13 protein-coding genes and 1 riboswitch are annotated in these 18,014 nt (G+C 39.9%); of the genes, 2 read left to right on the forward strand and 11 right to left on the reverse strand.

Translation table 11 applies throughout. The features are described from left to right. Nucleotides 1-42: 42 nt before the first annotated feature. From LJD61_RS07285 to LJD61_RS07335, 10 genes are all read right to left on the reverse strand, one after another. The gene (locus tag LJD61_RS07285; protein WP_255226869.1) at nucleotides 43-1,308 is read right to left on the reverse strand and encodes an McrC family protein; all 1,266 of its coding nucleotides are present in this window, start codon (nucleotides 1,306-1,308) and stop codon (nucleotides 43-45) included. Between the two features lies 1 nt (nucleotide 1,309). Then, nucleotides 1,310-3,565 carry an AAA family ATPase gene (locus LJD61_RS07290; RefSeq protein WP_255226870.1) on the reverse strand — a complete coding sequence of 752 codons (2,256 nt, stop codon included), beginning with the start codon at nucleotides 3,563-3,565 and terminating at the stop codon, nucleotides 1,310-1,312. A gap of 47 nt (nucleotides 3,566-3,612) precedes the next feature. Then, the gene (locus tag LJD61_RS07300; RefSeq protein ID WP_333783066.1) at nucleotides 3,613-4,962 is read right to left on the reverse strand and encodes an ADP-ribosylglycohydrolase family protein; all 1,350 of its coding nucleotides are present in this window, start codon (nucleotides 4,960-4,962) and stop codon (nucleotides 3,613-3,615) included. Between the two features lie 193 nt (nucleotides 4,963-5,155). After that, a complete protein-coding gene (locus LJD61_RS07305) occupies nucleotides 5,156-5,521 on the reverse strand; it encodes a GlpM family protein (protein WP_255226871.1) in 366 nt (121 codons plus the stop codon). Between the two features lie 74 nt (nucleotides 5,522-5,595). Beyond that, a complete protein-coding gene (gene pflA, locus LJD61_RS07310; RefSeq protein ID WP_255226872.1) occupies nucleotides 5,596-6,345 on the reverse strand; it encodes a pyruvate formate-lyase-activating protein in 750 nt (249 codons plus the stop codon). A 16-nt stretch (nucleotides 6,346-6,361) separates the two neighbouring features. Beyond that, nucleotides 6,362-8,590 (reverse strand): formate C-acetyltransferase, encoded by a 2,229-nt coding sequence (gene pflB, locus LJD61_RS07315; protein WP_255226873.1) that lies wholly within the window; start codon nucleotides 8,588-8,590, stop codon nucleotides 6,362-6,364. Between the two features lie 68 nt (nucleotides 8,591-8,658). Continuing rightward, nucleotides 8,659-8,738: riboswitch (ZMP/ZTP riboswitch) on the reverse strand. Nucleotides 8,739-8,896: 158 nt separating this feature from the next. Then, nucleotides 8,897-9,955 carry an HlyD family secretion protein gene (locus tag LJD61_RS07320; RefSeq protein WP_255226874.1) on the reverse strand — a complete coding sequence of 353 codons (1,059 nt, stop codon included), beginning with the start codon at nucleotides 9,953-9,955 and terminating at the stop codon, nucleotides 8,897-8,899. Next, nucleotides 9,955-10,629: an ABC transporter ATP-binding protein gene (locus LJD61_RS07325; RefSeq protein WP_303740683.1), complete on the reverse strand. Its 675-nt coding sequence runs from the start codon at nucleotides 10,627-10,629 to the stop codon at nucleotides 9,955-9,957. Before LJD61_RS07325 ends, LJD61_RS07320 begins: the two co-directional genes overlap by 1 nt. 11 nt (nucleotides 10,630-10,640) lie before the next feature. After that, nucleotides 10,641-13,139, reverse strand: a complete 2,499-nt coding sequence (locus LJD61_RS07330; protein ID WP_255226875.1) for an ABC transporter permease — start codon at nucleotides 13,137-13,139, stop codon at nucleotides 10,641-10,643. Between the two features lie 233 nt (nucleotides 13,140-13,372). Beyond that, nucleotides 13,373-14,530, reverse strand: a complete 1,158-nt coding sequence (locus LJD61_RS07335) for a M20 family metallopeptidase (RefSeq protein WP_255226876.1) — start codon at nucleotides 14,528-14,530, stop codon at nucleotides 13,373-13,375. 313 nt (nucleotides 14,531-14,843) lie between these two features. Here LJD61_RS07335 and LJD61_RS07340 point away from each other — a divergent pair, with 313 nt between their 5' ends. Together LJD61_RS07340 and feoB are read left to right on the forward strand one after the other, a co-directional pair. Next, on the forward strand, nucleotides 14,844-15,083 hold the full coding sequence (locus LJD61_RS07340; protein WP_255226877.1) for a FeoA family protein: 240 nt from the start codon (nucleotides 14,844-14,846) through the stop codon (nucleotides 15,081-15,083). 22 nt (nucleotides 15,084-15,105) lie between these two features. Beyond that, complete coding sequence (gene feoB / locus LJD61_RS07345; RefSeq protein WP_255226878.1) at nucleotides 15,106-17,256, forward strand: ferrous iron transport protein B; 2,151 nt, start codon at nucleotides 15,106-15,108, stop codon at nucleotides 17,254-17,256. 54 nt (nucleotides 17,257-17,310) lie between these two features. On the opposite strand, the gene LJD61_RS07350 is transcribed toward feoB, so the two are convergent. Then, entirely contained in the window at nucleotides 17,311-17,820 is a 510-nt protein-coding gene (locus LJD61_RS07350) for a GNAT family N-acetyltransferase (RefSeq protein WP_255226879.1), read from the reverse strand. Between the last annotated feature and the right edge of the window lie 194 nt (nucleotides 17,821-18,014).

Raw genomic sequence — 18,014 nt, forward strand, 5'->3', positions numbered from 1 at the left:
CCTTTCCCACTCTTATTATTCTTTATATAATAATGTCCCCTGCTAAATTCTACAATAAGATGCTTCTATTTGTTCTTTTAACTTCTGTCTTACATCTTCTACGTCAGGATTCTTAATGTCCACGCAAATAATATGAAGATGCATTTCTCCATAGCTGTCTTTGATTATCACAGTCTTGCTTTCAATAGGAAGTTTACAAAACAGCGGATAAATCAATGCTACGGTCTTAACGCCATAAGCTTTTCCATAAGCAAACACTTGATAAATATCATCTCTGCTAATGTTATTAAACATCCCATTCCCATAACCAGGGTTTTTGTATTTAGCATCTACAACAAGTATCAATCGCTCCCCCTTATAAACCAATATGTCAGGTTTTATAGTCAGAATATTTCTTTTATCCTCTGTCTTTGCAAAATGTAAAGTAGATTCGTGTTTAGCCCCATAACCCTCCATCCCATCTATTAGCTTAAACAAGTAATATTCATATAAATCATTAACCGGAATCAAAAAAGAAAAAACAGTTTCATCTCCAATGTAATTTTCAGGTTGCAGGTTTTGATAAAACATTCTTGCCATATCAAAAACAGGTTTGAAATCCATATTTAGACGTGAAAATTTAACTGATTCTAGCAGAGGCATGGATAGCTCAATCTCCCTTGCATCATCCAAAAACATTAAAGCTCTTTTAAGATTCTTCTTATTGTCCGCACTTTGTGTGCATTCTAACAGTTTGACGACCACTGTTTTTACAGCATTATTTATAAGATTATCGTGCTCAAAGCTCTGATACGATATATAGTGCAAATCTTTCCTTAAAAAATTATTTTTTATAGTTTTAACAAAGTCAATCCTTCCTTTGACAAATTGGCTATTCCCCTCAATTTCAATATACTCTCTATTCATTCTTTTTGAATAAGTGTGAAAAACATGATCTGCAAATATAGAAATAAAAATTTCTAATAATTCTGCTTCCATAAGGCTATTATTTTGAGCATTGGGTAAATGAAGCACCTTATTAAATTCCGATACTTTCAATAGATTAAATAGAACCCCCATAGATTCACGAATTTCTTTTTCGCTGTCTAAATCTATATCATCGTATATTTTGGGTAATATTTGTAATCGTGTTTTGCCTTTTGCAATAAATCCAACATAATGCATTATTTGTAATATCCCATCATAGTCTAGTCGTATATACTGATTTCCTATAATAGAACGAAAGGTCAGTATATCATTAATTTGAGTCTGAGATAATGTAACTTTTTGCTTTCTATCTTCAAATACTGTTATAACCTTATGAGACATACTAATACCTGCTTTCATATATCTTCATCAGTGCACTTTCAAAGTCAGATATACCATTCTCATTTGGCTTGGTGCTCAACATAACAATTTCCTTTGTTCTTTGATCAAAAAATTTGTCTCCTACAATTTCTCGAACTTTGTTTATATCGTTATAAAAATATTCCATAAGAAGGGGGAGAATCTTATAATACCAAACATTAAACAAGTCCATTTTACTGTTAAAATCATCACCAAGGAAATAGCTATGCCCAATTCTATGGTCACGATCTATTTTTTCTGTAATTTTTTCATTTATCGCTGATAATAGCTTCCCATGAGATACATAGCCTCCTATCGTCGTTTTGTTGCTCTCAATAACGCTGACATCAGGGTTTATCTCTATAAATGCAAATCTTCGTCTTAAAGCAGTATCGAGTAAAGCAATAGAACGATCGCTTGTATTCATTGTTCCAATAATATATAAGTTTTTGGGCAAAGTGAACTTTTGACCGGAATATGGCAACAAGCAATGCAGGTTTTCCCGTTTGTCCTTTTCAATCAGAGTAATTAACTCGCCAAATATTTTAGAAATATTACCTCTGTTAATCTCATCAATAATCAAGTAATAAGGCCTTGATGCAATACTTTTATCATCTTTTACACCAATATACTGCAATGCATCAGCAGAACTGATTTTTAATTCATATAAAGATGACAGGGTTAGCTGTTTTTCTTGATTAAGGCGGAAGATGTCAATCGGCTCTTTTTCACAATCCTTTATCCATTTTACTTCGCGTCTATGACCATATCCAAATGAATCTTTATCAGTATAATAATAGTCTGAAGTAACAACTCCTATCAAACGAATGGTTCTGATGCTGTCAAATATAAATACAATATCACCTATTTGCATCTTGCTGCGAAGTGCTTTGAGCATACCTGTTTTGTCCGCTTTGTCAATTTGCTCATCGCTCCAATCTAAAACACTCTCTTCCGGTCCATATCCAATCGCTATCTCTTCACTCTTCTTTAGAGATTTATAAATATGTTCCTCTAAGTTTCTCCTACCAAGAGAGACTTTCCATACCTTGCTGCTACCAGTTGTATTAGAAATTACTTTTTCTTTTATGTTCTTTTTTGTCTCTTGAATTCTGCATTCTTCCGCAATTCTCTTTAAAATTCCAGGTTTAACCTCATACTTAATGTTCCCGTTTTCGTCAGTTTCCGGTCGCAATCCCTCAACAAATTCTTCATATGAATAAGCTTGATGAAATGTAATGAACTTAGCTCGGCCTTCATCATTCAAAGCTTTAAAAGAAGTACTATTCCCCTTCAAGGCTTCAAAAGCTTCAATAATACGCTCTGCTCCATAAGTTTTACCTGTCCCGGGAGGGCCATATAGAATGAGATTAGGATTGAATTCCATAAGTTTTGCATACTGCTCATACTTTGTTAAATCTTCATCTTCATTATCATCTTCTTCTCCATCGCTTCCTTGAGATGCAGCATTCTTATCGGACTTACTATATTGTTTTCTCCCTACTAATATATTGTCATAGAGGGCTACAGCATTATCTGCTATAAAGTATTTATCATCTGCCAAAGAGCTTAAAACTGATTTTAGATATTTTTCTTTTTTGGGAGCTGCATCATACCTATCATCGGCAAACTCAAGAAGTTTTTGCAATGAGTACTTCTTAGCGCCATTTTCAACTTTCTCTTGATATAAATTCCATAATGCTTCGTACTTATTGAACTTCTGCCCATTGAACTCTACTATATCCTGTATATCAGTATTATTCAGGTTATCAATAACAATACAAATATCGGAAGGTTTAAAAATATTTGTATTTGATAATATCTCTTTTAAGACTACAAGAAATCTTCTTTGGGATTTATAAAAATCTATTATTTCAAAATTAGGGCAGTTTTCTTCCAAGGATATTTCATGGAAACCATATCCCTTTGTCGACTTAACAATTTTGTTAAGCAGGTTCATATCAGGCTTAAAATATTTGCAGCAAACAATATTACCGCTTAAAGTTAATTCGGGTGAAAAGCTTTTAATAACTTCAAAAATAGCAGCAATTCCACCATCTTTTTTCTCAAAGCGATTACACAGGAGTAGTTTGCCAAAATAACCACCATGACTTGGCAGTACATAATCTCCTTCTTTTAATCCATTGAACCGAGAAATCTCATTTTCGAGTTTAATGTGATAGTAATTGCCTTCATATTGCTCCTTTATTGTAAACTTCCCGATAAATAATCTATCCATATTATTACACCCCTCAGTTTAATATTTAATCTAAAATCCTTTTTCAGTTAAGAATTATTAAACTGCTGCAGTCTTTGCAATATTTTTAAAAACACCTTGTCTTCGATTGCTGATACCCACAACCCATCGCAAAAATGTTCCTGACGAACAAATCCTGTGAGAATAGCCTTTAAAAGCCCAAACTCAGCAGTATCAATCGCCGCGGCTATTTCCTGTGTGCTGCATAGTCCATGTTCATTAATAATATCCATATAATTATAGCAAATAAGATTGGTATTATAGAATGCTTGAATAAACTCATTAAGTTTATCTTCATATACTGGATAAGTCATAGTATATGTTTTTTCTCCAATCTTTTCGCCTGCATTCCAATAGCATACACTTTCTTTTTTTGCCGATTTAAAATACGGAATATAAGAGGTAAGTTTCTTAACGCTTGTATCAGTAAGAGCTTTATAAAGCTGATTGCACAAGTCCGCAATATACTCCCGCTTCGCTATAACGGATAACCATTCACCAGGTATGCTATCATAGCCGTAATATAACCCTGCAAGCCCACCAGCTACAGCTGCTACTGTATCAGTGTCTTGTCCAAGATTAACGGCCATAAGAACACAATCCTTATAGCTGTTTGTATTAAGCAAGCACCAAATCGCCGCCTCCAAAGTATCTACCACATATCCACTGCTCTTAATAAACTCAAGTGGAGTATTAGCAAAAGTTTCTCTACCATAGATTCTCTCATAATGAGTCAATTCATGGGCGAACTCATTATTTTTTTTATAATACTCTACTGCCCTATAAACACCAAGTTGGACTGCTGTCATAAGGTCATAACTTCCTAATATCATTGATGCAATAGATATATATATACCACAGGCAATTAAGCTGCGTTTATGTGCATGTGTAAGCGATGATACATTATGAATTATGGTCACAGCCTCATCTTTATCATAGATTTCTGTCCCATAGTTCGCTTGAAGGTAAAAAGCTACAGGAAGGATTCTCATCAAAGAGCCATTGCCATTATCATATTCACTCTCTCCGCCACATTTCAAGGGCTCCTCACCATGAGCAAATTTCATCAAGGCTTTCATTGTAGCGCTGCCTATATCAAAGACCTCATCATAAGGAGTATATTTTGCTTCATTTGCCCAAAAGAGAAATTTCTCCATAATATCTTTATAATCCAGCCCATTGTTCAAACTGTCAACAAGGCAGAGAGCCATGCTGGTGTCATCAGACCAAGTACCTGGAGGCAGGTTATAAGTACCATACCCACGCATGTTAGTTACTGGATTACACTGTAGTGATTCTCTACTGCTAAATTCAACTGGCACGCCAAGAGCATCAGCAACACACAAGCCCATAATACCATCTAAAATTTTATTTGACATATCTACCACCTGCTTTAGATATATTTTATAACGCTCATCATATATTTTATCATATTGTACAGCCAGATCATGGCTCTTGCGATACTGTTAAATTTTATTTTACCTGACTTACAGCTATTTTCGTATAGCATAAAAATTTATGCTTTCTTATACAATAAAAAAACAGCTCTCAAAGAGCTGTTTTTATAAAGCTTTATTTGTTATTGAATATGATATGGAAAAACCATCTATCCAATAATATCAATATTAATGCTGCTGCAAGCCAAGCCAACAAGCCAAGGGATAGCGATTTCCAGGCCGGCATTCTGGCAATAGTAAAATAAACCGTTGTCAAAAAAGCTATCGTCGTAGGTACGGCGAACAAACTGACCAAAACTACTCTTTGCAATGCCTGCCCGGTGACTGAAAGTGACAGAAAATAATAGCCTACAAGCGTTACTACAGGAAATAGAACCACCAATCCCGAAATATAAGGATTTTTCAATTTCCCGAGCAAGCTCACTATTAAAACAAGGCTTCCGCCTACTATAAATCTGTAAATTGCTTCTGTAAAACTCATGTCTACGCTCCCATCATAATGTTTTGATAAAGCAATATATATTATAGGGTATTTTAATACCAATTTCAACCATTCTAATGATAGCAATGGGACAAAGTACCTGTCTCATTGTCACTTTCCTTTTGTCCCTTTAATATATTTTCAAGCTCTTTTGTTCTATCCTTGCACATAGGTGCAACTCCTTTTAATTTATATGGGATTCCCATAGCTTCATATTTATTAGCGCCAAGGATATGATATGGGAGCAGCTCTATATTTCCGACATTATCAAATTCCATCATGACTTTTTTCATGCTGCGGATATGCTCTTCACTATCCGTTATCCCCGGAATGACCACATGCCTCAGCCAAAGCTTTGTACCCGATTTTTTCAAACACATGGCAAAGCTTTCGAGCTCTCCCATATCTCTTCCTGTCAGTTCCCTATATCCTGCTGAATTTATATGCTTGATATCCAGAATAACTAAGTCTGTATATTTTAAAATACTGTCATAGCTTCCTTTTCCAAACCCTGCAGTATCTATAGCCGTGTGAATCCCGTTTTCTTTGCAGAGCCTTAGGAACTCGGCTAAGAACTCAGGCTGCAAGAGAGGCTCCCCTCCCGAGCATGTGACGCCTCCGCCTGATCTTTGAAAATAAGCTTTATACCTGACCGCCTTTTTGAGCAATTCTTCGGCAGTGATCTCCATTCCTTTATTGATATCCCATGTATCAGGGTTATGGCAATAGGAGCATCTAAGGCCGCAGCCCTGAAAAAATGCCACAAAACGGATTCCGGGCCCGTCTACCAATCCTAATGTTTCTATGGAATGTATTCTTCCCATTTGCTCTCCCCCCGAATCACATGGACTGGTGAAATGTCCTTTTGATAACTTCAAGCTGCTGTTCCCTGGTCAGACGGTTGAAGTTGACCGCATAGCCCGAAACTCTGATAGTCAAAGTCGGATATTTCTCAGGATGCTCCATAGCATCGATCAGCATTTCCCTTCTCATCACGTTTACATTCAAGTGATGAGCATTTTGTGCAAAGTATCCGTCCAGTATTGAGACAAGATTGTTGATTCTCTCTTCACTGCCCTTTCCCAATGCTTCCGGCACGATTGAAAACGTATTGGAAATGCCATCCTGGCATACAGATTTATAGGGGATCTTGGCAACCGAATTTAATGATGCCAATGCCCCGCTCTCATCTCTTCCATGCATAGGATTGGCGCCGGGGGCAAAAGCTTCCCCGGCCTTTCTCCCATCAGGAGTAGCTCCGGTTTTCTTTCCATACACCACATTTGAAGTTATAGTCAGTACAGATAAGGTATGTTCAGCATTTCTGTAAAGCTCATGTTTTTTCAATTCTTCTATGAACTTTTTCAGTATTTCTACTGCAATGCCATCTACCCTGTCGTCATCATTTCCATACTTGGGGAAGCTTCCGTCAATTTTGAAATCTACCGCTATGCCGTTTTCCCTTATGGGCTTTACATCAGCATATTTTATAGCGCTCAGAGAATCAGCGGCCACGGAAAGCCCTGCTACTCCAAAAGCCATCAGCCTCCCGACTTCCGTATCATGCAGCGCCATAAGCCCTGCCTCATAAGCATATTTATCATGCATATAATGAATGATATCCACCGTGTTCGCATAAAGCTCAGCTACATATTTCAACACTTTTTCATAATTGGCCTTGACCTTTTCATAATCGAGCACCTCATCTTCTATTCTGTCAATACCGGGAACCACCGGCACTCCTTTTTTCTCATCAATCCCTCCATTTATTGCATAAAGGAGGGATTTTGCCAGATTGCATCTTGCGCCGAAAAACTGCATCTGCTTGCCTATTTTCATTGCAGAAACACAGCAGGCTATTCCATAATCATCTCCATAGGTATCCCTCATCAGGTCATCATTCTCATATTGTATAGCGCCGCTTTCCATGGACATCCTGACGCAATACTTTTTAAAATCCTCCGGAAGGTTTTCTGACCATAGGACTGTCATATTAGGCTCCGGAGCGGGTCCAAGATTGGTCAATGTATGCAGGAATCTGAATGAAGTCCTGGTAACAAGGGTTCTGCCGTCCAAGCCCATTCCGCCGATGGATTCCGTAACCCAGTTGGGATCGCCTGCAAAAAGCTCGTTGTATTCCGGAGTCCTCAAATGCCTTTCCATCCTGAGCTTTATAACAAATTGATCAACTATTTCCTGTGCTTCTTTTTCTGTAAGAATTCCCTGGCGGATATCTCTTTCAATATATATATCTATAAAAGAGCTCACTCTTCCAAGTGACATAGCCGCTCCGTTATTTTCCTTTATTCCTGCCAAATAACCAAAATATAAAAATTGTACTGCTTCCGCAGCATTTTGGGCAGGCTTTGATATATCAAAGCCATAGGAGGCCGCCATCTTCTTTATTTTATCCAGAGCACGTATTTGTTCAGAAGTTTCTTCTCTCTTGCGGATCAATTCCTCATCCATAGTACCCTTTAAATCATGAAAATCCTTTTCCTTCTGCTCAATCAAAAAATCAATGCCATATAGGGGAACCCTTCTATAATCCCCAATAATCCTTCCCCTGCCATATGCATCAGGCAAGCCTGTCAAAAGCCCTACCGACCTTGCAGTTCTCATTTCCTCCGTATATACGTCAAATACCCCTTGATTGTGGGTTTTGCGATACTTATTGAAGATCATGTCCATTTCGGGATCCGGCTCATATCCATAAGCCCTAAGCGCTTCCTCAGCCATTCTTATACCGCCGAAAGGATTGACCATTCTCTTCAGCGGTGCATCAGTTTGGAGGCCTACGATCACTTCATTTTCCTTATCTATATAGCCGGGTTCAAAGCTGTCTATTCCGGAAACCCGTTTTGTATCCACATCGAGGATGCCCTTCTCCAGCTCTTTTTGGCATAGTTCTTTGCATACCTTCCAAACCCTTTCGGTTTTTTCGGTCGTATCCTCTAAAAAGCTTTCACCACCTGTGTACGGAGTATAGTTGCTTTGAATAAAATTTCTTACGTCCACCTCCTGAGTCCAATTCCCTCCGGCAAATTCTTTCCATTCCTTTTCTTTCATTCAAATCCCTCCTAGACTTATTAAGCCAAAGTCCGGGATTTAACATAATAAAAAACCGGCCTCCCGGACTTTGGTGCCCAGGCGGTCGGCATATCAAGATTCACACTCCCTATGGTCTATTCCATTTCCGCCAGTAATGTGATCCTCAATTATTCATTTATGTATTTGGTTCTGATTGTACTAATATTATACAAACATACATATGTTTTGTCAATGTTATTATATTATGTTCGTATGATCAGCTATAATATCTATAAATCAATGATTAATATTCGTATTTATTTTGCCAAATATTATTGAATAATATTACTGTACAATTATCTTGATATTTATATTAAAATTAGGCAATAAAGACTCATCAGTCTCTGTGATGGTTATTTCCACAGGTACTACTGTTTCTCCATTGTCCTGCACAGCCATATTCGATATCCTTGATATGGTTCCCTCATATTCCTTTTCCGGATTTGCCAAAGGATTGATGACGGCTTTGCTTCCCACCTTGATATCCTTGATGAAGTCTTCGGCCACATTAGCCTGCACTATCAGTGTATCCAAGTCCAAAATGCTCATGATCTGCTTTTCGGCATTTAAACGGTCACCGGCTGAATTATTGATTTTTTCAATAACTCCGTTGGGGATATCGCATATGATTTCATTCCCTTTTATACCGCTTTGAGCAATCTTATCCTTTAATGTCTGAAGCTGCGATTTCAGTGATACAATATTTTGTTCTTTTATTTTTATATCCAATGCACTCTTATTATTGGATATTCGCTGCTTGTTTTTTAAGTCTTCCAGCCTTATCTTATCATTCTCAATTTCCTTTTGTTTCTGTTCCAATATTACCTTAGATTCATCAAACTCATTCTGAGGTATTCCGCCTTTTGCCAGCATAGCTTCTTTATTCTTTAAATCCTTCTCCAGCTTATCATACTCTATTTGAACTTTTTCCAGATTATTTTTAGCCTGAATGATTTCCGGCTCATAATCGATATTCTCGTTATTCCTATCGCCCACATCTTCCAAAAGCTTTTCCAGCTCTAATTTGGCAATCTTCAAAGAATCTTCCTTCTCTTTGATCTGCTCTTCAATTTCTTTTAAGCTCAGTGTGATCAGCACATCTCCTTTTTTGACGCTCTGCCCCTCCTGTACATGTACTTTTTCAATGGTAGCAGGCAAATCTACCATAATGCCTTTTACTTGTTTTGTCTTGACCACTCCAAAAGCCTGGATAGTCTGCTGGACTGGAGCCTGGGGCTGTTCTTGCTCCTGCTGTGCCATTGCATTCTCCCCATCTTTTTTTTGACATCCTGCTGTAAATAGGATTATTGCTGTCAAGCAAACAGTTATTAGTATTCTTCTCATTATTCCCACACCCTTCCGTCTTTTACGTTTATCAATCGTGTGCCGTACTGCGCCGCTTCATGTGAATGCGTGACCTGCACTATGGTTTTATTTTTTTCTTTATTTATTTTTTTAAATAATTCCAATATCTCCGTTCCTGCTTTGCTGTCAAGATTTCCCGTAGGTTCGTCTGCCAGGATGATATCCGGCTCATTTACCAATGCCCTGGCAATGGCTACCCTCTGCTGCTGCCCTCCGGACAATTCCCTGGGGGTATGCTTTCTCCTATCCGCAAGGCCTACAAGCTCTAGAATCTCATCCAACCTGCTCTTATACTTCTTCAGGTTCTTCCCATCCAATAATATGGGAAGCATTATATTTTCCTCCAGATTTAGGTTGGGAACCAGATTATAAAACTGAAATACAAAGCCTATTTCCCTTCTCCTCATCTCACTTTCTTCCTTGTCCTTCATCACCGACAATTCCCTTCCCTTAACGGTGATACTCCCTGAAGTAGGTTTATCCAATCCGCCGAGCAAGTACAAAAGAGTGCTCTTCCCCGAACCTGAGGGCCCCATAAGAGAAACAAACTCCCCTTGATTTATTGCAATGTTGACATCCTTCAATACCGCTATGCTCACTTCGCCTAATTTGTATGTCTTACATAAGTCTAATGCCTGAATGATATTTTCCATGCTCTCACTTCCTATTCATATTTGATAGCATCTATTATATTAAATTTCGAAGATCTCAAGGCAGGCCCCACAGATGCCGCTATGGTGATGATAACTCCTCCGGCCATAGCTGCGGCCAAAGAAGTCCAAGAAATCTGTATGAAATCCTTCATAGAGCCTCCCAATGCTTCTATGACCTTTTCCACATTCATCAAAAGAAGCAAGCCGATTATAATGCCTGTCAAGCCGCCTATCAAGCCGCCTGTAAAAGCCTCTATAAAAATCATCTTTACAGTTTGCTTTTTGTTCATCCCTACTGAACGCATAATAGCGAGTGAACGCTTTCGATCTATAAAGCTTATTATCAAATTATTGAAAACCCCAAATATGCAGATGACCAGCGACATTATACCGAAGCCTTTAAATATTCCCAGTATCTTGCTGTTGCTCTCCATGTTTTCTTCCAGCATCTCTTTCACCGATCTAACCCAGGGGTACCTATTTTTAAATTTTTCTTGAATGCTTCTTACTACCTCTTCAGGATCTTTATTTGTTTTTATTAGTATATCGCTATATTGCTTCTCCCCCATATCAGATTTTAAATAACGCTCACCTATAAGCGCATATTTGCCGTCATAACTATTTGTTTCAATAAATCCTATTACTTTATAGTCCAATGTGCCCCTTTCTGTCTTTAGCTTTAAATAATCCCCTTTTTTAATTCCATATTCATCTTTAAATATATTTGTAACAATGATATTCCTTCCTTCATCCAATTCCTCAATCAGCTTTTCTGCTTCGCCCTCAATATCCAAAACCATATAGTCAAGGGTCTTAGCCTTATTTACACCAAGTATGCATCTCATTTCAGTGTTTTTTCCTACAACTTCATGATTGCCGTACTTTTCATATTTCCCATATGTATCTGAAACTCCATCCACCGAAAGAAGCCTGCTCTCTACGGAGCGGTCCGCGGGCCAGCACCAAAAGGATATATCATATTTATGATCCTTGAAGTAATCTACCGTATCATTGATTATGCTTTGACTCAAGGTAGTGATCATGAGCAGCACCGAAATGGACATTCCTAATAAAATGATATTGTTTAAACTGTTTTTATTATCCCTCAGGTTCTGCGCAGCCAATATTCCTTCATTTCCAAAGATACGTTCATATATGGCTTTAAATACCTTCAGAAAACCATTGGTGATATAGGGCACAAGCATTACAACAGCAGGCACCAGCAAAAACATGCATATGATATCCACTGTTAACGCCATACTCTCAGGCACAATCAAGGGACCTGCAACAGCTATGGTTAAAAATAATATGCCCAATATGGCTTTCCATCGCTTCTTTTTAACTTTTTTCTCTATGGAATTCAATACAATATCTCTTATGGGAATCTTGGCTACCCTTCTGATGGGCAAAAAGGAGCTGATCATTGCTAAAATCAAACCTACGCCGAATCCCATGATCAATTGGCCTGAAGTATAATAAGCCTTGATATCAACGCCTGTCATCCAGGAAGGTGTAATTTGATTTATCATAAGCTTTAAAATGCTTATCCCCAAGACATCTCCCAATATGCCTCCTAAAATTCCATATATCATGCTTTCAATCATCAAAACCCGATTGGTCATTTTTCTTGTCGCGCCAATGCTGCGGAATGTTCCTATCATAGGGAGGCGTTCAGCCATAATGACTTTGAAGGAAGTATATATTATAAACATGCTTAAAATCAAAACAAATGCTACAATGACTAAAAACATTGCAGATATCTGCTGAGTCTCACTCTTTATCATGGCCTTTGATATGGTAGGCTCAACCCTGCACATGGGATAAGCCTTTGAAAGCTCCTCCACCATCATATCCTGCTTGGAAGGATCGTCAAGACCCACATACAATGAATGTACTTTACCCTTTTGACCATAAAGGCTCGCCATTGTCTCTCTCGGAACAACGATATATGTACTTTCCCCGTCTTCTGCAAAAGGCCCCACGGGCTGTGAAATCGCGGAAACTATGAACCACTTTTTAAAGCCGTACATATTGATTCCCAAGGGATCGCCAGGCTTTAAGCTGTATTTTTCCGCCATTTTCTTCCCTATTATGACCTTATCCCCTTTGAAAGGCCTTAGGTCCTGCTGACGGTCCAGTATTATAGGATTCATCTCATCCAAGTCTTCCAGGTCAATGCCTTGTATTTCTAATTGGATGGTTTCGCCCCTTGCCTTATATTCTCCGCTTCCCCATACCATACCGGCGGTATATTTCACCCCTCCCTTATAATCATCCAATAAATTGGGAGAGATGTAACCTGTTTTTGACTGTTCACCTGCGCCTATCATAATATCTGCATTGCCTATATATTTTCGCATTTGCTCCATGATCATCATCTCTACTGTCGTAGAAATAGCCGTTGATGCGAAAAATAAGGCTGAGGACAATATGATAGACAGCAGGATTAAAAATGTCCTGAGCTTCTTCTCTCTGATATTCCTGAGTGTGAATTTCACAATAATAGACACTTATCCACCTTCTGTTCATTAAATAGTTCCTTTGTTTATACGTATAATTTTGGAAAATTACTTCCTTTTTTTACTTTTAATATTTTTATATAAATATTTAATACTTAATGAGGTCTCATTCAATCGAGAAATCTTGATGAGAAAATAAAAAAGCTTCTAAAAAAGCTTCTAAATGCACAAAAAAAGAATCTGCTCCCACAGATTCCCATCAATTTTATAGCATAAATTTAACATCAGCCGTTTCTAAATTCTTCTTTTATTTTTTTAAGCAAATCTGTATCTGTGATAACATCGTATCCTGTTAAGGCCAAGGCAGCAGCGCCCTGCAGCAATCTTTCGCGGCCCACGGCTCCTACCGTCATGTCCGCCATTTCTTTAGTATGGCCGTTTATCCCGGGACAGTCCAATCCAATGTAAGGATGGATTGCCGGCACCACCTGGCTCACATTTCCCATATCAATAGATCCGTAGCTATCCCTCTGGCTATATATCTCAGTTATTCCCACGCTTTTCAAGTTATCCGTAAAAGCCTTTGACAGGGCTTGATTGGTCCTTAGGTTATCATAGCTTATTTCATAATTGCTTATTTCCAGAGAAGCACCCGTCATCAGAGCAGCCCCTGAAGCGATGTTTTTCACCTTTTCCGTCACTTTGTCCAGATATTGCCTATCCATGGCCCTTATATAAAATTGGGCTACCGCTCTATCAGGCACGATATTGGCTGCAACTCCGCCTTCTTTAATGATGCCGTGAATTCTTACATCGGCTTTCACATGCTGTCTTATGGCGTTTATCCCATTAAAGGTTTGTATCGCTGCATCAAGGGCATTGATGCCTTCCTCCGGCTGTGCCGCTGCATGACTGGCCTTACCCTTGAATACAAATTGTACCGCATCAATAGCCAATGACTCTCCGCTTTCATAGGATCGCTCGGCAGGATGCAAGATCATAGCTGCGTCTACATCATCAAATATCCCGCTTTGAACCATATGCACCTTCCCGCCATCAGTTTCCTCGGCAGGGGTTCCTAATACCACTACTTTACCTCCTGTCTGGCCGATGACTTTGCTCAATGCCGCTCCGGCACCGGCGCTCATGGTGCCGATCATATTATGCCCGCACCCGTGCCCTATCTCAGGCAAGGCGTCATATTCACACAAATAGGCTATGCAGGGGCCCGGTGCTTTGCTGTCGTAAACCGCCCTAAAGGCAGTCTCTCTGTCTGCTATGCCATATTCAACCTCAAAGCTATGCAGCTTCAGAAAAGAAGTCAGCTTCTCCACTGCTTTGTATTCCTCATTGCCCAGTTCCGGATTTTTATATATAAAGTCGTTTATATCGAACAGCATTTCCTTTATTCTCTGGATTTCCGCAGTAATTTGTTCTTTCACTTCGGCTTCCTCCTTTTGTTATGTACTTTCTATTTTGACGTGCCGGTGAAATAAAAATCTTCATAACATTTTCATATCGTTTATATGCGTAACACATTTGCTAAGGTCTTCATATATTAGCTATAGATAAAATATTTTCCCTTGACTAACTTTTGAACGAGACTTCATTCAGTGGGAGATTCAGCCCCCGCTGAATGTTAGCCGAGTCCATAGAAGGTGAATTGCCCCACAGGGGCAAGAGAGGCTGCCCTGGGGCACTGGACTTAGGGCGGGTTAGTTCAGTGTTAAATATATCTTTATTGGAGGAGTATTGATGAATAATAATATAATTCCGCTTCATATGGTGCCTATCGGAAGCTTCGCTCTGGTAAGAGGGCTTATCGCTGACGGAAGCTCAAGGAGAAGAATGCTTGATCTGGGATTGATCCGGGATACTGAGGTCAAATCATTGAGAAGGAGCCCCTCCGGAGATCCGGTAGCCTATCAGATCCGGGGCGCAGTCATAGCCCTTCGCTCCGAAGAAGCCTCAAAGATATTGGTGGAAGTGATATAGAAAGTTAGAGGTGTTTTTTAGAATGGGTCTTACAAGTCAATCGACAGGCCTTTCGGCATTAAGAGAAGCTTCGGATATACAAAAGTTCTCCCCCGGTGACATAGTGATTGCATTGGCCGGGAATCCGAATACAGGGAAGAGCACGGTTTTTAACAGCCTTACCGGGTTGAATCAGCATACCGGAAACTGGACGGGGAAAACTGTAGCAACGGCCCAGGGCAGCTATAGATATGAGGACAAAAACTTTATACTGGTTGATTTGCCGGGAACTTATTCTTTGCTTTCCAATTCTGCGGAGGAAGAGGTCGCCAGGGATTTCATCTGCTTCGGCAATCCCCAGGCCACTGTGGTGGTGACGGATGCCACATGCCTTGAAAGAAACCTTAATCTGGTGCTTCAGATATTGGAGATGACGGATAAGGTTGTGGTATGTGTAAATCTCATGGATGAAGCGAAGAGAAAAAAGATCCGCATAGATCTGGATCGGCTGTCGCAGCTCCTTGGTGTGCCCGTTGTGGGAACAAATGCCCGCAGTGCCAAAGGTTTGAAGGAGCTGATGGATGCGGTTTATAAGGTAGCCCTGGAACAAACGGCAATAAAACCTGCTAAGGTTAAGTACAACAACGAGATCGAAAAATCTGTACAATACCTGGATTCCCAAATAAGCAGCCTTATACAAGACAAGATGAGCAGCAGATGGCTGGCACTGAAGCTTCTGGATAATGATGCCGCAATATTGGACTCAATAAATAGGCACCTAGGTTTCGATCTGGCGGAAAAAATAAATTACGGCAGTGAATCTGCTGCATCCATATGGCCTTCATCAGACAGCATAGCTGATTCATCCGCTTTGCGGGATGAAATAGTGACTTCCATAGTCGCCCTTGCAGAGGATATATGCAGCAAGGCAGTAAAATTTGAAAATGAAAACTATAATGAGTTGGACAGAAGGATAGACAATGTACTTACCTCGAAAGCTTTCGGCATTCCCATAATGATTGCACTTCTAGGGGTGGTGTTCTGGATCACCATAGAAGGAGCCAATATACCTTCAGATATTATTGCCAAATTCTTATTCTGGATCGAGGCCCGGCTTACGGATATTTTCATTCTATACGGCCTGCCCGATTGGCTCCATGGCGCACTGGTATTGGGAATGTACAGGACCTTGGCATGGGTGGCATCCGTCATGCTGCCGCCTATGGCTATATTCTTCCCCTTGTTTACCTTGCTTGAAGATCTGGGCTATTTGCCAAGAGTGGCTTTTAACCTCGACAACTATTTCAAAAAAGCCTGCGCTCACGGCAAGCAGGTGTTGACAATGTGCATGGGCTTTGGATGCAATGCGGCAGGAGTCATCGGCTGCAGGATAATCGATTCGCCCAGGGAAAGGTTGATCGCGATAATCACAAACTTTCTGGTGCCCTGCAACGGAAGGTTCCCGACGCTCATTGCGATAACGACCATATTTATTGCAGGAGCTGCAAGCAGCCGCCTGCAAAGCTTCATAGCAACGCTGACGATTACCGGTGTTATCGTACTGGGGGTATTGGCAACCTTAATCGTATCAAAAATACTATCAAAGACCATTTTAAAAGGAGTCCCGTCCTCCTTCACTTTAGAGCTGCCGCCATACAGGAAGCCTCAGTTTGGGAGGATATTGGTGAGATCCATATTCGACAGGACCATATTTGTTTTAGGCCGCGCCGTTGCCGTTGCCGCCCCTGCAGGCCTTGTCATATGGATTTTCGCCAACATCAATATTGGGGATGCAAGCATATTGGATCATTGTGCAAAGTTCCTGCAGCCCTTTGCATACCTGCTGGGCCTGGACGGCTATATACTCATGGCTTTCATTTTAGGCTTGCCTGCCAATGAGATAGTCATGCCCATAGTGATCATGAGCTACATGTCAACAGGCTCAATGATGGAGCTGGAAAGCCTGGATGCACTGAGGGATCTGCTCATCTCCCACGGCTGGAACTGGCTGACTGCCGTATCCGTAATGTTGTTCTGCCTGATGCATTTTCCTTGCGCAACCACCCTTCTAACCATCAGGAAGGAAACCCAGAGCTGGAAGTGGACCTTTGTATCTTTCTTGGTCCCAACCATTGCAGGCATTTTGGTATGCTTTGTATTTGCACAGACTGTCAGGCTTTTAGGCTTGGTGTAGTATTGAAAGGAATTTTACTTGCAGCATCCCTATTTTGCTGCAAGTAAAATTCCTTTATATCACATTGTACCTTGCCATCATATAGTCATCTACATATTTGCCGTTTTTTATGCTGGCATACTTTTTAATTCCCTCTATCTGAAAGCCCAATGATTCATAGAGCTTAACCGCCCTCTGATTTTCAACAAAGACAGCAAGCTCAAGCCTTGTCAGCATAAGCCAGTTATCTGCAAGATCGATTATTTTTTCAAATAAGGCTGTCCCAATCCCTCTCCCCTGATAATCAGGATGCACCATGAGGCCTATGCTTGCAGAATGCCTTAATCTTGGGTTCCGGCTGACATTCATGCCTATCAGTCCTACAACTTTTCTCGCCCCTTCTTCCTCAAACTCGGCTACGAGGAGATGATCATTCTCCGACAAGCCCCTGATAAAATCCTCAGTCTTTGTGACCCTATCGCTGATAATACCGAGGGTATTCTCCCTCACTCCGTCCATCCTCCTGATTTCATTGATGGCTACTGCATCTTCAATCCTGATGGGCCTGATTATAAAATCCGACATTATCATACACCTCCTGAAGTTTTTAAAAATAAAAAACCCCCAGAATCACTCCAAAGAGTGACTCCGAAGGGTCATAACCATTCGTGTAGGACTTTTGCAGTCCCTATGCTGCTCGCATTTTTATGCTCAAACATACTCACTTTTATGTATTATTACATATATTTCCCATATTGTCAATATGGTTAAAATAAGCT

This window comes from Lutispora saccharofermentans (assembly GCF_024363565.1).
Classification (GTDB): domain Bacteria; phylum Bacillota; class Clostridia; order Lutisporales; family Lutisporaceae; genus Lutispora; species Lutispora saccharofermentans.